Annotated in this window: 16 protein-coding genes; 7 read left to right on the top strand and 9 right to left on the bottom strand. The window is 67.7% G+C overall.

Going from position 1 to position 13,857, the window contains the following annotated elements:
- Positions 1-100 precede the first annotated feature (100 nt).
- Together QSK20_RS22885 and yidD are read right to left on the bottom strand one after the other, a co-directional pair.
- Complete coding sequence (locus QSK20_RS22885) at positions 101-427, bottom strand: hypothetical protein (protein WP_285790646.1); 327 nt, start codon at positions 425-427, stop codon at positions 101-103.
- A 104-nt stretch (positions 428-531) separates the two neighbouring features.
- On the bottom strand, positions 532-933 hold the full coding sequence (gene yidD / locus QSK20_RS22880; RefSeq protein ID WP_285790645.1) for a membrane protein insertion efficiency factor YidD: 402 nt from the start codon (positions 931-933) through the stop codon (positions 532-534).
- A 152-nt stretch (positions 934-1,085) separates the two neighbouring features.
- On the opposite strand from yidD, the gene QSK20_RS22875 reads away from it, so the two are divergent.
- Positions 1,086-1,601, top strand: coding sequence for a M23 family metallopeptidase (locus QSK20_RS22875; RefSeq protein ID WP_285790644.1), 516 nt, complete (start codon positions 1,086-1,088; stop codon positions 1,599-1,601).
- 75 nt (positions 1,602-1,676) lie between these two features.
- Here QSK20_RS22875 and QSK20_RS22870 read toward each other — a convergent pair whose 3' ends face one another.
- The 3 genes from QSK20_RS22870 to QSK20_RS22860 form a co-directional block, all read right to left on the bottom strand.
- Positions 1,677-2,579 carry an NlpC/P60 family protein gene (locus QSK20_RS22870; protein WP_285790643.1) on the bottom strand — a complete coding sequence of 301 codons (903 nt, stop codon included), beginning with the start codon at positions 2,577-2,579 and terminating at the stop codon, positions 1,677-1,679.
- A gap of 131 nt (positions 2,580-2,710) precedes the next feature.
- Entirely contained in the window at positions 2,711-2,905 is a 195-nt protein-coding gene (locus QSK20_RS22865) for a DUF397 domain-containing protein (protein ID WP_285790642.1), read from the bottom strand.
- The gene (locus tag QSK20_RS22860; RefSeq protein WP_285790641.1) at positions 2,898-3,785 is read right to left on the bottom strand and encodes a helix-turn-helix domain-containing protein; all 888 of its coding nucleotides are present in this window, start codon (positions 3,783-3,785) and stop codon (positions 2,898-2,900) included. The genes QSK20_RS22865 and QSK20_RS22860 overlap by 8 nt, the downstream gene beginning before the upstream one ends.
- A 307-nt stretch (positions 3,786-4,092) precedes the next feature.
- Between QSK20_RS22860 and QSK20_RS22855 the strand changes: the two genes are divergently transcribed.
- From QSK20_RS22855 to QSK20_RS22845, 3 genes are all read left to right on the top strand, one after another.
- Positions 4,093-4,272 (top strand): hypothetical protein, encoded by a 180-nt coding sequence (locus QSK20_RS22855; protein WP_285790640.1) that lies wholly within the window; start codon positions 4,093-4,095, stop codon positions 4,270-4,272.
- Between the two features lie 104 nt (positions 4,273-4,376).
- On the top strand, positions 4,377-4,646 hold the full coding sequence (locus tag QSK20_RS22850) for a hypothetical protein (RefSeq protein ID WP_285790717.1): 270 nt from the start codon (positions 4,377-4,379) through the stop codon (positions 4,644-4,646).
- 23 nt (positions 4,647-4,669) lie between these two features.
- Positions 4,670-5,302, top strand: a complete 633-nt coding sequence (locus QSK20_RS22845) for a hypothetical protein (RefSeq protein WP_285790639.1) — start codon at positions 4,670-4,672, stop codon at positions 5,300-5,302.
- Positions 5,303-5,363: 61 nt separating this feature from the next.
- On the opposite strand, the gene QSK20_RS22840 is transcribed toward QSK20_RS22845, so the two are convergent.
- The 4 genes from QSK20_RS22840 to QSK20_RS22825 all read right to left on the bottom strand — a co-directional run bounded on the left by QSK20_RS22840 (position 5,364) and on the right by QSK20_RS22825 (position 9,504).
- Positions 5,364-6,782, bottom strand: a complete 1,419-nt coding sequence (locus tag QSK20_RS22840; RefSeq protein WP_285790638.1) for a hypothetical protein — start codon at positions 6,780-6,782, stop codon at positions 5,364-5,366.
- A gap of 152 nt (positions 6,783-6,934) precedes the next feature.
- Positions 6,935-7,375 carry a hypothetical protein gene (locus tag QSK20_RS22835; RefSeq protein WP_285790637.1) on the bottom strand — a complete coding sequence of 147 codons (441 nt, stop codon included), beginning with the start codon at positions 7,373-7,375 and terminating at the stop codon, positions 6,935-6,937.
- An 85-nt stretch (positions 7,376-7,460) separates the two neighbouring features.
- Positions 7,461-8,285, bottom strand: coding sequence for a hypothetical protein (locus QSK20_RS22830; protein WP_285790636.1), 825 nt, complete (start codon positions 8,283-8,285; stop codon positions 7,461-7,463).
- Positions 8,286-8,478: 193 nt separating this feature from the next.
- Positions 8,479-9,504, bottom strand: coding sequence for a hypothetical protein (locus tag QSK20_RS22825; RefSeq protein ID WP_285790635.1), 1,026 nt, complete (start codon positions 9,502-9,504; stop codon positions 8,479-8,481).
- Between the two features lie 149 nt (positions 9,505-9,653).
- Between QSK20_RS22825 and QSK20_RS22820 the strand changes: the two genes are divergently transcribed.
- The 3 genes from QSK20_RS22820 (at position 9,654) to QSK20_RS22805 (ending at position 13,411) form a co-directional block, all read left to right on the top strand.
- Complete coding sequence (locus QSK20_RS22820) at positions 9,654-10,310, top strand: TetR/AcrR family transcriptional regulator (RefSeq protein ID WP_285790634.1); 657 nt, start codon at positions 9,654-9,656, stop codon at positions 10,308-10,310.
- A gap of 776 nt (positions 10,311-11,086) precedes the next feature.
- Positions 11,087-12,496, top strand: coding sequence for an SIR2 family protein (locus tag QSK20_RS22810; protein WP_285790633.1), 1,410 nt, complete (start codon positions 11,087-11,089; stop codon positions 12,494-12,496).
- 15 nt (positions 12,497-12,511) lie between these two features.
- Complete coding sequence (locus QSK20_RS22805; RefSeq protein ID WP_285790632.1) at positions 12,512-13,411, top strand: DNA-processing protein DprA; 900 nt, start codon at positions 12,512-12,514, stop codon at positions 13,409-13,411.
- Positions 13,412-13,857: the final 446 nt, after the last annotated feature.

Genomic DNA, 13,857 nt, shown 5'->3' with positions numbered 1-13,857 from the left:
GGCAGGCGTCCTTCCAGCAGTGATCCGTACGGGCGCTCGACAGCTGATGGACGCCGGACGATACCACGGGTGAACGGACGAGCGCCCGCGGTGACGGCGGTCAGTTGGTGTGTCCGGCGATCCGGGCCGCGTGCTGCGCGACCGTCGCGCCGAAGATCCCGTCCAGGTGGCCGCACTCCCGGCAGCTCAGGTCCCGCCCGAGGCGTCCGTGGCACTGCCCGCAGCGTCCCGCGTCGTCCGGGTCGTGCCAGGCGTCCAACGCCTCGGCCAGTGCCGCCACCTGCCGGTCGGTCAGCTCGAACCGCCCGCGCAGCCGGCCGTTGCGCAGTTCCACCGTGGTCGTCGGGGAACCCGCCGGGGCGTCGTACGGGGCGGTCCGGGCGAGGAACCGTTCCATGGCCTCGATCGGGTCGGCGTGCCGGCTCATCCGGGCATGCTACCGGCGCGGGAGGGCGGAAGCCCGGCGCTGCCCGTGATGCTGGCGCGGGAGGGCGGAAGCCCGGCGCTGCCCGTGATGCTGGCGGCGTCCGGTCAGCGCACCGGGTCGTGGGTGCCCCGGCGGACGCCCGGCCGGCAGCGGCGGAGACGGTCGGCCGCCATCCGGCCACCCACCGCGAGGCCGTAGCGCTCGACGGCGGTGAGGCCGTACGCGCTGCACGTGGGCGTGAACCGGCACTGTCCGGGCCAGCGGTGCGACAGCCAGCGGCGGTAGCCGAGGATCGCCGCCCGGCCCGCCCGGTCCACCACCGGGGCGCGCACCGCCGAGGCGGTCGTCGCCCCGAGGGTCAGCAGGAACGAGAAGAGGCCGAAGTTGCAGCAGTCCGGGCCGTCGCAGTTGTCGCAACCGGAGCAGCCGTCGCAGCCGTCGAGGTGCCGGCTCTTCCGCTTGCGGTTGTGGCCGTGGCCGTGGCCGTGGCCCTTGATCTTGAACATGCGGAACATCATGGGTCATGCCCGCCACCGGCCGGACGGCCGTCCGGACGATCGGCGGAGACCGCGCCGCGCGGGATGCGGATCTTTCCAGGACCCGCCCGTTCTGCCATCATCCATCGAAACATCCATACGTATGACAATGGAGGTCTCGGATGCGGATCCGTCTGGCGAGCGCCCTCAGTGCCGGCATGATGCTGGCTGCGACGTTCCTGGTTCCGGCGTCACCGGCGTCGGCGGCCCCCTCGTTCCGGACGCCCTTCCCGTGCAACCAGACGTGGTCCGGGGAGACCCGGACCAGCCACAGCCCGGCCTACGCGATCGACTTCAACCGGTCGGGCGACCACGGGATGCCGGTCAAGGCCAGTGCCCCGGGCACGGTCGACATCGTCACCAACCTCGGTGACACCAGCTACGGCCGGTACGTGCGGATCAACCACGGGGGCGGCTACACCACCTACTACGCCCACCTCAGCGGGTTCAACGTCTCTGTCGGCCAGAGCGTCGGCTACAGCACCACCATCGGGTACGTGGGCAACAGCGGCGGCTCCAGCGGCTCGCACCTGCACTACGAGCAGCGGCTGAACGGCAGCGACATCATGGTGCGGTTCAGCGGCAACCTGGCGCACTACTGGGGGACCCAGAACTACACCCGGACCGCCGGCTGCTGATCCACCCCGATCCTCCGCCAGGAGTCCCACGGCCGGTGACGGCGGGACTCCTGGCGGAGGTGGGCCGGAGCGGGGTCAGGCCCCCGGAACGCGGTGGGCGGTGTACTCCGAGCTGTTCAGGTAGTTCGTGGCACTGCTGATCACCACGCCGGTCCAGGTGCCGTCGGCGTTCTGCCACTTGGGGGTCGCCTCCAGGACCGACGCGACCCCGTCGCCGTCCCCGTCACCGAGGTAGACCGCGACGTGGCCGTTCTTGGCGAGCAGGTCGCCGACCTGGATCTGCGACTTGGCGACCTGCGGGATGCCCGACTTCATGGCGCTGGAACTGGTCCAGGGGAAGTACACCCCGGCGTGCTGGAACATCTGGTGGATCAGGCCCGAGCAGTCGTATCCCCGGACCCCGGCGGGCTGCTTGTACACCCGGCTCTGACCGCAGACCCTGCCGTCGTGGTGGAGCGTGCTGGTGGGCACGGTGCCGAACCGGTACGTCCCGGCGGCGCAGCCCACGTAGACCGAGTCGAGCTGGGCCAGGCCGTAGCTGAGCGCCTGCCGGACCTTGACCGACGGCGACTCCTGCACCTTGCAGTTGTTCATGAAGTACGGGATGCCGTGCGCCGGGATGCCCACCACCTGGACGCCGTCGAGGTGCACCAGGTAGTCGTCGTTCGGCACGATGGCCACGTGGGCGATCGCGCCGACCTTCCACTCCCCGGGCGCGGCGGTGTAGCTCTGGTCGGACTGGATGCCGACCCCGGGCCGGTTGACCAGGACCCGGGCGGTCTGCCAGCTTCCGGTGCCGTTGAGCAGGTTGTTGCTCACCTGGTAGACGCCGCCGTAGGCGGTGACCTTGTCCCAGCAGGCGCCGACGTGCGGGCTGGTGCGATAGAAGGTGAAGTCCGCGTGGGCGGCCGAGGCGGCCACGGTGCTGCCCAACACCACGGCCACCGTCACGGCACCGATGCGACGTGCGGTCGACATGTGCTCTGCCTCCCGTAGCTGGTTCTGGCGCTACCGGTACCGCCACGGCCCGGCGAGCCAATCGATTGACGTAAATCTATTCGCGTGATCTTACGCGCGGAGAGGCGAGCGTCAATGCCGGGGCGGGACTGCTATCCGCGCTGCGGGAGGCCGCGGACGAACGCCGACCAGGTACCGGTGCGGAAGGCGAGCGCGGGGCCGTTCGGATCCTTGCTGTCGCGTACGGCGACGAAGTCGGGCAGGTAGTGGGCCACCTCGACGCAGTCGCCGCCGCTCCCGCCGCTGCGGGTGCTCTTGCGCCAGACGGCGCCGGCAAGGTCAGTCATGATGCTCCTCGATGATCGACCTGATCAATCTCTCTGATTCTGCCTCAGCGGAAGCGAGCGTTTCGAGGTCGCGCCAGACATGTTCGTAGGCCGCGATCTCCGCCGGCCGGTCGAGGTAGAGCGCGCCGGTGATGCCCTCGACGTAGACCGTGGTCGGCTCGGTCGAGGCGCGGCCGACCGGGTGGGGGAAGTCGAGCAGGACGAAGGTGCCCGTCTCGCTGGCCAGGGGCGGGCCGGCGGCGAGCGGGAGCACCCGGAGGTGGACGTTCGGGAGTGCCGCCACGTCGAGCAGGTGCCGCAGTTGGTCGGCCATCGCCGCCCGGTCGGAGATGGTGCGCCGCAGCACCGCCTCGCTGAGGACGGCCGTGAGAACCGGTGCGCTGGGCAGCCGACGGACGAGGATGCGCTGCCGCTGCAACCGCACCGCGATCAGTTTTTCCCGCTCCTCGGCGCTCAGGTGCGGATTCTTCCGGCGGAACAGTTCGTCGGCGTACTCACGGGTCTGGAGCAGGCCCGGGATCAACTCGGAATCGTATCGGCGGAGCGTGGAGGCGGACGATTCCAGGCCGACGTAGAGGGAGAACCACGACGGGACGACGTCGCCGTAGGAATGCCACCAGCCGCTCGCACGGGTCTCCTTGGCCAACCCGACGACGATCGCCGTCACGTCCGCCGGGACCCGATAGCGCTCGCACATGACCCGCGCGTCCACGGTCCGGACCGGAACGAGCCCCTTCTCGATGCGCCAGACCTTCTGGCGGGAGCAGTCCAGCGCCCCGGCCGCCGCGTCCAGGGTCACCCCGGCCTCCTCCCGCAGCTCGGTGAGGAGGCGGCCGAGCTGACGGCGGGGGACCGTGGAACCGCTTGTTTCATCCGTCATGCAACATCACCACTTTCTCCCTGCAACAGTGGACGTTTCTTTCCGCCCGCATTTCTTTCCCATTCATCGCGCGTTTCGGATAAACGAGAATAGGATGGCGCGGGGCATTGCGCAACGTGGTGTCGGGGTTGCATTCTGTGGGTGTCGCGCAGTTGCCGGCGACCCGGAAACGGGCGTCCGTGCCGGTGATCCGGAAACGGCGTCACCGATGGCCCGCCGCCCGCACTCGTCGGCCCGCAGCCGGGACTGGCTGACCCACGCCAACGGCACCCGGCGTCGCGACGTCAATTCCCGGAAAGGACGTTCGATGCGTGTGTCGTACGACCACTACCTGGCCGCCACCGCGCTGACGCTGGCGCGGCGGCACCGGCCGGTGTGGAACCACATCCTCCGGCGGCTGACCTGCCGGTGCGGCGCGGACCTGCCCTGCCGGATCCGCCACCGGATCCCGATCCGCCGGATGCACTGGCCCGGGGAAGCCCGATGACCACGCACGGACCGGTGCTGCCGACGGGTACGGGCACGGCATGCTCCCGGCGGCCCGGTCTGCTCACCGGGCCGGCCGGACCGACGCTCCGGGCGGGCGACCTGATGGAGGTGACCCGGGAGGCGAGCGTGCAGTTCGTCCGGCCGTTCCTGTTCCGGGTGATCCGGGTGCTCGACCTGGTCACGTACGACGGCTGGGTGTGGCTCGACGGCTACCAACTGAACGCGAAGGGCGACGCGGTCGCCCGGCGCGCGATCTTCGTGCAGCCGGCCGGGCTGCGGAGGCCCCGGACGGTTCCGGTTCCGGCCCCCGCGCCCCGCCGGTCGACCCGGCCCGCCACGGCACCGGCGCGGACGGCACACCGGCGGCTGTGACAGCGGTGCTACCTTCACGGCCAATGCCCCCTGAGCAGTCGGAGCCCGCCGTGGAGAAGAGGCACGCCGGTACGTTGGCCGTCATCGCGGTGATGGCCTGCCTCGCCGTCGTCGGTGCGGTCGGGGGGACGTACTTCGCCAACCGCAACGCGTCCCCGCTGCCCGATCCGACCCCGACCGTCACCGGATCGTCCGAGTCGCCGCAGCCGTCGGCCTCCCCGTCGGACTCGGCGGACCCCGCCACGTCGACGGAGCCCTCCGCGTCGCCCCGGCCGGCGGAACCCGGGACGTACCAGATCAACGAGGTGGTCTACGACGCGTTGTCGTTGAGCGTCACGCTGGTCAGCGCCGAGGTCACCGGCGACAAGCTGAAGCTGAACTTCCGGTACCGCAACGACGCGCTGATCGCCTGGCCGCTGACCTGCCCGGTCGCCGAGATCGACCGGATCTCGTCGAAGGTCGTCGTGGGCGACGACCAGACCGTCTACGCCGAGAGCAGTTGGTGCGCCACGACGCGGGCCGGCGAGACCTTCAACCTCGCCCCCGGCACCCAGGCGATGAGTTGGGCGCTCTACCCGGTGGTGCCGGGAGCCGGCGCACCCTTCGACGTGACCTGGTACGACTTCCCCGTCGTCGAGGACGTCCGCCTGCGGTGACCAGCCCGCGACCCCGGCCGGCGCGGCGTACCACCGACGCGGGCCGGGGCCGGACGGCCCGTCAGCTGTCGTAGCGGCAGACCCCGCCGGTGTTCGCCGAGCAGTCGTTGAGCTGGAGACTGTCCACGTGCAGCGCGTGGTTGCCGGTGGTGCTCTGGTTCGGCACGGCCACGGTGACCCGCACACTGGCGGCGTTCGCCGGGGCGGTGCCGGTCACCCGGTACTCCACCCAGCTGCCGGTGACCGTGGAGGTGCTGCCGGAACCGGTGGAGAGCAGCGTCCCGCCCGCGTTGTACCAGGCGAGCTGGAGCTGCGCGTCGACGGCGGTGGCGCTGCGCAGCCGGGCGAACGCCTTGTACGTCCGGCCGGGGGTGACCGCCGGGCGGCTGGAGAGCGCGATCGACGACGCGTTGTACGGGCCGCTGTAGGTGTTGAACTGCACCGAGCGACGGCCGTCGGAGTAGACGCAGGAGTTCGCGGCGACCCCGCAGGCCGGGGTGACCTGGTGCCAGCCGCCGGACGAGGTGAACGTCGACGTGCCGCTGCCCGGGGTGGCCGCCTCCACGGTCCGTTGCTCGGCGGTCAGCAGGTCGTTGCTGGCGCCGTTGTCGCAGCAGACCGGAGCGGTCAGCATCGGGTGGTTGGCGATGTTGCCCAGCGTCGTGGACGGGTGGTTGTCGATGTGGAACTGGGCGGAGAGCTCACTCGGGTCGTAGTAGGTGCGGAAGCCCGGGTCGACGTTCCAGTTGTCCCACCAGCCGTACATGATGTCCTGGTAGTAGGGCTGCCCCGTCTCGGCGAACCAGGCGTGCGGCGCGCCGAGGACGTGGAACAGCTCGTGCCCACCGACCCCCACCGTCCAGGACTCGGTCACCGCCGAGCAGTGCACGCCGCTGGAGGTGCCGCCGGTGGGGCAGAGGTACGCGTCGGAGTTCGACGCGAAGTCGGTGAAGATCAGGTAGATCCGGTTGCTGTCCTGGTACCCGGCGGAGATCAGGTCGCTGCGGACCGTACCGGCCGGGGTGTTCGGGTTGGTTCCGGCCTCGATCTTCTCGGGGACCACCAGGGACCGGGCATAGCCGGCGTACGTGCTGGTGTCGTACCCGGTCCGGCAGCTCAGATTGAGATGCTGGTCGTAGTTGGACGACTGGTCGAACGCCCAGTCGATCCGGTCCACCACCTTGGCGAGGTACTCGACGTTGGCCTCGTAGTTGTTGCCGTTGCCGTCGTGCCAGGCGTAGATCACCTGGAGAGCGTTGGTCGCCCCGGTGGGGGCGGTCGGGTCGGCGACCGTCGACTGGCAGCCGCGCTTGGGCACGTCGGGCAGGGCCGGCAGCGCGTACGGCTGCGTGGGCTCGGCACCGGGCCCCCAGGCGAGGGCGGGGGCGGGGTGGACCACCGCGAGGGCGGTGGCCAGGAGGGCCGTGGCGGCGAGGGCGAGACCGCGTGGCCGGCGCGTCCGGAGCAGGGATCGGGGCAAGGAGATCTCCTGGAATCGTGGTGGAAGCGTTCCCACCGGGACGATGCCCGCTCATCCAAGCCGATTCGAGTGACGTTTATCAATGAGTCGAAAGGTGAAGAAGATCATTCCCGAGTCCTGGGTGGACACTTGCCGGCGCGGGCCGGCGCTGACTACCGGGTGTCGGGTGGGAGAAGATGCGCGGTGGGGGCGTAGTCGATCTTCCAGTCGGTGTAGACGCCGAGGGTGCCGTCGGCGAGGCAACGCAGGCCGACGCTGACCCAGCGCACCTCACCATTGCCGGTCAGGGCGTATCCGACGGTGACGGTGAAGGTCTCGGCTCCACAGGGACAGGCGCACTCCGCCAGCTCGGCGTCGTCCAGATGGTCGTCGCTGTCGGCGAGGGCCGCCTCGGTCCCGCACCCCAGGCAGAGGACGAGCGCACAGCCCTCCTCGTCGTCCACCGCGACCCGGAACGCCCTGCCGTCGCACTGCCGGCACACGACGTCCACGACCTGGTGCACCGGGTAGCCGCCCGCGCGGTACTCCCGGACGTAGGCGGCCAGGGCCTCGGAGTCGTTCCGGCCCGACCGGTCGGGGACTTGTGCGGACATGACCGGCTCCTGAACACGTGGGGCGGACGGTTACCGCGAGCACGGTAGCGGTCGGGTGGGTCGCCGGGGCGGCGCCCGGCGGGGTTCAGTAGGCAGGGCGTGGTGCGCGGGCCGCTCGGCGCAACGCCGGCACGCGGCCGACCTCCTCGGGTGAGGCAAGGCTCGCGTCGATGGACAACAACGACAGCAGCTGTACGGGGCGCTCGGCGGTGGCGGCGGCTTGCATCTTGTGGTGGCCGTCGAGGAGAAAATGGGTCAACGCCCAGTGCGTGTAGTAATCCGTGCCCTGCTCGACCGCTGGTGCGCAGATGTCGAGCGTCGAGACCGCGACCGCAGTCAGATTCGCCGAACGGGCCAGCTCGGCGGCGTACCGGGCTACCCGCTCCTCGTCGTTCCACGACGGCGGAACCATGGGTACGACGAACTCGTAGAGATGCGCCTCAGCGTCGACCGGGGATTCGTACGTCCGGTAGTAGGGGGTGCGAGGATGTTCGGGCAGCCCCCAGAAGCTGTTCACACCCCAGGTCGCCACCTGCTCCGCGGCGAAGTAGTCGCCGGTCTGAGCCGGACGCACCAGGCGCGGCTCGATCCGCAGCAGCAACGGCAGGTACCGCGCACGGGGCAGCAACGAGCCGAACAGGGCCAGCACCTGCTCGTCGATGCCACTCAGACCGTCGACCAGGCGACGCTCGACGTCCTCGACGGAACACGTGGAGGTCGCGCCTTCGAGACGCTCGAACAGGCAGGGGCACGTGCCGCACCAGTGGCTCAACTCGAAGGCCGGCTGCTCGTCCAGCCAGAGCAGCCGCCGGCCGGCCCACGCCCGCTCGTCCTTCGGCCCCTCTCCGAAGCGCAGGCGCGACTGCGAGGCTGCGCCCAGAGAGCGCGCCGGGCCAGCCGCCAACAACATGCCGCCCAGGCTAGTTGATCTCGTCACGCAGCCTTGGACGGGCAACCCGGGCGGCGGATTCTCGCCTCTACACCACCCGGGGGTCCGAGGCTTCGTGGCTGCCTGAGGTGTGATCCGCTCGGCGTGTCGTATGTCTGAGCTGCCACAACTGCGTGTGGTAGTTCCGAGCCGTGGTCACCGTGCACGGGGTCTGTCACCTCCGATACCGCTGCGCCACCGCCGTGAAGGCGGCCTTGGGTTCCCACTCCATGTCGGGGTAGGTCTGTCCCCGGCTCCCTTCGAGGAGTTTGACGATGCCCAGGCTGGCCCGGTCCAGGTCGTGCTCGGGGTCGCCGTCCGGGCGGTGCGGATAGCCGGGCAGGGCGAACAGGAACACGAACGCGCTGTCCACGCCCTCGGTCTCGAAGATCTCCAGCAGTTCGCTCAGGTATGCGGCCTGGCCGGCCTCGTCACGCTCGTACACGCCGTTCAGCCGTACGGGAGCCCTGGTCTCCGGGTCGTGCTCGACCACTTCCAGCACCCGCCCACCGCGGTCCCCCGCGCCTCGGTAGGCCGCGGTGCCGAATCCGGTGATGGCGAGCGGCTTCGGACCTTGGGCCAGGGTGCGTACCGCGTCCCGGAACCGGTCGGCGACCTCGGCGGAGCGGATCAGCTCGAACGTCACCACGTCGAAGGGAGTCCAGTCGACCTGCTCGAACTGGATGGACGCGTAGGTGAGCCTGCCCTGGAAACGCTCGCGGACCGTGGCCGCAGCCTCGCGGAGGAAGGTGTTGATGCGCACGGGAAGCTCGCGCATCGCCTCGGCCCGCCGTTCGGGTTGGCTCATCAGCCGCTCGACCCGCTCCTCGGGACTGTCTCCGGACAGGAACCCGCGGTTCATCACGCTCAGCTCGACCCCGGCGACGAACACGACGGTGGCCCCCTGTTGCCGGAGCCGTTCCGCCCGCCCGGCACAGTCGCGGAAGAGCACGAGGATCTGCTCCGGATCCAGCTCCAGCGGATAGGGCGAGAACCAGATCTCCAGGCCGAGCTCGGCGGCGGCACCGGCGGCCAGCTCCAACCGATCCGGGTCGCCGCCGATGATCTGGACCGCGTTGCAGTGCAGGTCGTCGCGGATGATGGCGAGCTCGCGTCGGACCACCTCGGGGTCGAAGTGCTCGCGGGACGTCTGGTCGTGCACGACGAATCCGGTGTCGTAGGTCATACCTCTTGCCCGCATGGCGACGTCCTCTCGGTCGGTCCCGGTCGAGCCGAGACTGACAGGAAAACTGCGTGCACGCAAGTTTTCGTGCGCGAAAGTTTTCGTGCGCGCGGCTCTGCGTCAGTGCAGCTTTGAGCGTGTGCAGTCCGGCGTGGGACGCTGACACCGTGACGACGCCACCACCGGGGCTGCGGGAGCGGAAGAAGCAGGCCACACGCGAGGCGCTACGCGAGGCGGCCCTGCGCCTGGCCGAGGAGCGCGGACCGGACAGGGTGCGGGTCGAGGACATCGCCGAAGCGGCCGGGGTCTCGCCGCGCACCTACAACAACTACTTCGCCAGCCGGGAGCAGGCGATCGTCTCTGCCGTCACCGCGGACCGGGAGGCGCGCATCGCGGCGGCGGTCGCGGCCCGGCCCGCAGGAGTACGCCTGGCTGACGCCGTCACCCAAGCGGTGGTCGAGCAGTACACGAACACCGGCGAGCGCGAACACCGGGCGCTGCTGCTGATCACCACCCAGACCGCGCTGCGCGACGCGTTCCTCGATACCACCGCCGGCATCGAGCCCCCTCTCACAGCGGTGATCGCCGAACGCCTGGACGACGCCGGAGCGCACACGGCCCGCGTCCTCGCGGCAAGCGTGGCCGCAGCAGTTCGCATCGCGCTGGAAGGCTGGCTCCAGCCGGCCGGGAACACAACGGCTGCCGAGAGTTTCGCCGCCGGAGGACTGGTCGTGCCCTCCGGCTCACTGGCCGACCAGCTCCGCAGGGCGCTGGCCCCGCTCGCGCCCGCGTTCGACGCCGCCGAGCGACGCACCCAGGCGTGAAGCCAACCCAACTGGGGGCATCCACTGAGGTCCAGCGCGCCTGGCAGGATTCGAACCTGCGGCCTTGGGATTAGAAGTGGTATCTACGTCATAACCTTCGGCTTCATTGGCTTCCTTAACTGCGGAAACTCTATCTCTGGTTTGCCTGACACTCTCTAGTCACCTGCGTTTCGCACCACGAATAGCTCCATGACCGATCCAGAGAGGACCTCTCAGGTGTCCTACGGCCTGGTGACTCTCCGTACACCATCGGGGGGCATCGTTTCAGCGGCTGCCCGCGCCAGTGCTGTGAGACGTTTCGGTGCGTCTTAAACTCGGCCCTGACAGGCCGCATGCGCCACCACTTGGGCGCCCGACCTCCCCCTGCGAGCCGTCAGGTTCGCTTGACGTTCGCATCGAGTGCGGGTGGCGCGAGCGGGTGCTGTTTTCGGCGCCCATGTCGTCGCACGCGGCCAGGCGGCGTAGTAGTCGCCGAGCAGGGCGGCCTTGTCGATTGTGCCAGCGGTGACGGGCCTGTCCCATCCGTCGCGGAGGTGTTCGGCCAGGTGAATGAGGCCGGCGATGCGGACGAGGGCGCCGCCGTAGGGCGAGTCACCGCCGGCCGTGGTTGGGATGCGGCGCGGAGTGTGCGGGGCCGGCAGTCGTCGGCAGGCCAGGGGCCTGCCCGTGTGCGCGCCGCATCCCACCACGGCCTCCTGAGGCAGTTGCTCCGCAGTCTCTAGACCTGTCGAGTAGGGACTGCCGTCGAAGAGATGGGTGTCGCTTACGCTGTGACGGTGCCGATCAGTGAACACGAGCTTCTGAGCCAGTACGGCAGCGCGGTGCGGGCAGGCAACGCGTCGCTCTTCGTAGGAGCTGGGCTGTCGAAGAGTGCAGGCTACCCTGACTGGTCAGGACTTGTGATGGACCTCAGGCAGCGGGCCGACATCCCGGATGACCTCGCAGATCTCCCGCTCGTCGCTCAGTACTTCATTGTTTCGACGCCTGGTGGCCGGGAGGCGTTGGAGAGCCACGTGCTGGCCGAGATGACGAAGAGGACCTACGCGCCAACCGCAGGACACCGGGCACTGGCCCGCCTGCCAGTAGACGATCTGTGGACCACGAACTACGACTGCCTGCTCGAAGAGGCGCTGCCAGACGCACGAGTCATCTGCAACGAGGACGACCTGCTCGTGAGACACAAGCCCACTCGCCGCAGGTTGACGAAGATGCATGGCAGCTTGACACAAGGCCCTGGGATCGACTGGAGAGCGTCTCCGACCATCACCCGTCAAGATTACGAAGAGTACGAATTCAAACACCCGAGGATCTGGGCCGCGTTGCGGGCCAGCTATCTGACGAAATCCTTTCTGTTCCTCGGATTCAGCTTTATGGATCCAAATATCGAGGTGATGCTGCGACTTTCTCGGACGTTGCTGAACGTTGGTGCGCCGGAGCATTACACGCTTATCAAACGACCAGATGGCGACCTCAATCAACTGAAGCTTCATGAGCACCGAGTGAAGGACCTAGAACAGTCGGGCGTAGCGGTATGCGAAATTAGTGAATATTCCGAGATAGACAGTATCCTGGCTCGGTTAGTTCGTAGAACACGAGAGCCCGCACTCTTTGTGTCGGGCAGCGTAGAGACGAATACCGACGGCGAGCGAGCCGCCCAGTCTATTGGTCATCGGCTCTCCGAGCATGACGTCCAAGTCGTGTCCCTGGGAGGCAAAGCGGGCTTGGCTGTCTCGTTCGCCCTCGGTCGATCCCTTCTTGCTCAGGAGCGCTATGATCCCGAGCGCGTTAAATTTTACTTCCGCCGCAGTAAGCAAGAAGCTCCGGGGCTGCCCCAGCGCATCGGCACAGCGGTTTACACCGGACAGGACCAAGCGGCGGTTCGTGCAGCCGTCCTGAGTGAGAGCAGAGCTGTCTTGGTCCTCGGAGGTGGCGACACCACGGAAGCCGAAACAACTGCGGCGAAGAACGCCGGAATACCGGTGATTCCCCTCCCTCTTTCCGGTGGTACCGCCCGAAAGCTGTGGTCCGCATCGGCGATAGACGACCTATTAGGCATGACCAACCCCACGGAGTCTGACCGCCGAGACTGGCAACTCCTCAATCACGAGGACCTCGAAATCGCCACCGCAGCAGCTGTTCGTCTCATGTCGACCGCTATGTACCTAGACAGCTCCGTCAGGCCCTAGCTGTATCGTTGCGCTATGGACATCAGCTCATCTGCGGCGGCCGCGCTGCTCGCTGCCACCGAAGTGCTGCCGGCGGACTGGCGCGACCTGTCGAGCGTTCTGGAGCAGTCGGGCGGCCCTGCGGCTCTTCTGGGATCTGGGCCGGTGCCGACGTCAAGAGATGGTGCACTGCTGGCTTTTCTGCGTCGAGGGATAACTGCAGAGCGCGTAGCTTATTGGAAGCGCTGCTTGAGCCTGTTGGCAGAAGAGTTGCCCTCTGCCCGGCTGCTCTCGGTAACTGACCCTGACTATCCTTCCAATCTTCGAAGTGCCTACGGTCGGCCCCCGTTCATTTTCGTTGCCGGCTCGATCCTGACAACAGACAGGCAGTCCATTGCGGTTGTCGGAAGCAGAAATGCGTCTGAGCAAGGTATGGCCGCAGCAAGAGCCATCGCTGAAACCGCCGCGCAGCAAGGTTTTACCTTGATTTCCGGTCTCGCGGATGGTATCGATTCTGCGGCACACGAGGCGGCCCTGGGATACGGACGTACTATTGCTGTAGTGGGAAGCGGGCTGGACAACTATCTTAGGAACGCCAGAAACTTGTTGGCAAAGAAGATTAGTGCGCAAGGTGCCATCGTTTCTCAATTCCGTCCAGGATCGCCGGCGACCGCGAGTTCCTACGTCGCGCGCAACGCGATCATCAGCGGTCTGTCTACCGTTAGCCTATTGGTCGAGGCGACCGAGAGGAGCGGAACCCGCAGCGAAGCAGATCATGCTATTCAGCAAGACAGAACTGTCCTTCTTTGGGAACCGACCCTCGGTGGGCAGGAATGGGCTCGGCGCTATAGTCTCCATCCGCGAGTCAGGATGGTAAGCAGCGTGGACGAGGTCATGGCGATCCTTGCTCGTGCCGTCGAGGAGGCGGCACCATGACGTCGAAGCAATCGTGGCCTTCGCTTGAGTTTCTCTCGGAGAATCTAGTCCTCCCTCCCGCAGATGCTCCGGATGTTTGTCCTCAGTGTCGGACTGCAAAACGTGCATCGGAAAGCGTGTGTGAGAACTGCGAACAAATCGCACTGGAGCTATCATTTCCATGCAAAATCGTAATCCCGATCAGTCTCTATTGCAAACCTTCCGTTCTGCGAGATTGGCTCAAGTATTACAAGCCGCAGACGGACGGCTTTGAACCGGAGTATGGAAGGTACGTCCAAGGGATCCTTCGCGGATACTTCGATCACTCTGGTCCTGAACTACGAAGGCTCATTGGGGACTGGGATGTCGTCACTGTAGTTCCATCGACAGTGCGCCGTCCGCCCCATCCGCTGGAACTGCTGGCGAACGGATCAGTCGACTTCGGCGCCCCCATGCAACGACTCCTT

The organism is Micromonospora sp. NBRC 101691 (assembly GCF_030269285.1).
GTDB classification, from domain to species: Bacteria; Actinomycetota; Actinomycetes; order Mycobacteriales; family Micromonosporaceae; genus Micromonospora; species Micromonospora echinospora.
This window is presented reverse-complemented; position numbering and strand designations above follow the sequence as displayed.

Bases quoted from the DNA above. Each gene is read 5' to 3' on its own strand.
- QSK20_RS22850 (WP_285790717.1), top strand. From the start codon at position 4,377: ATGGAGGTGACCCGGGAGGCGAGCGTGCAGTTCGTCCGGCCGTTCCTG.
- QSK20_RS22845 (WP_285790639.1), top strand. From the start codon at position 4,670: ATGCCCCCTGAGCAGTCGGAGCCCGCCGTGGAGAAGAGGCACGCCGGT.
- QSK20_RS22870 (WP_285790643.1), bottom strand. From the start codon at position 2,579: ATGTCGACCGCACGTCGCATCGGTGCCGTGACGGTGGCCGTGGTGTTG.
- QSK20_RS22855 (WP_285790640.1), top strand. From the start codon at position 4,093: ATGCGTGTGTCGTACGACCACTACCTGGCCGCCACCGCGCTGACGCTG.
- QSK20_RS22865 (WP_285790642.1), bottom strand. From the start codon at position 2,905: ATGACTGACCTTGCCGGCGCCGTCTGGCGCAAGAGCACCCGCAGCGGC.
- QSK20_RS22835 (WP_285790637.1), bottom strand. From the start codon at position 7,375: ATGTCCGCACAAGTCCCCGACCGGTCGGGCCGGAACGACTCCGAGGCC.
- QSK20_RS22860 (WP_285790641.1), bottom strand. From the start codon at position 3,785: ATGACGGATGAAACAAGCGGTTCCACGGTCCCCCGCCGTCAGCTCGGC.
- yidD (WP_285790645.1), bottom strand. From the start codon at position 933: ATGTTCAAGATCAAGGGCCACGGCCACGGCCACGGCCACAACCGCAAG.
- QSK20_RS22830 (WP_285790636.1), bottom strand. From the start codon at position 8,285: ATGTTGTTGGCGGCTGGCCCGGCGCGCTCTCTGGGCGCAGCCTCGCAG.
- QSK20_RS22875 (WP_285790644.1), top strand. From the start codon at position 1,086: ATGCGGATCCGTCTGGCGAGCGCCCTCAGTGCCGGCATGATGCTGGCT.
- QSK20_RS22885 (WP_285790646.1), bottom strand. From the start codon at position 427: ATGAGCCGGCACGCCGACCCGATCGAGGCCATGGAACGGTTCCTCGCC.
- QSK20_RS22825 (WP_285790635.1), bottom strand. From the start codon at position 9,504: ATGCGGGCAAGAGGTATGACCTACGACACCGGATTCGTCGTGCACGAC.
- QSK20_RS22805 (WP_285790632.1), top strand. From the start codon at position 12,512: ATGGACATCAGCTCATCTGCGGCGGCCGCGCTGCTCGCTGCCACCGAA.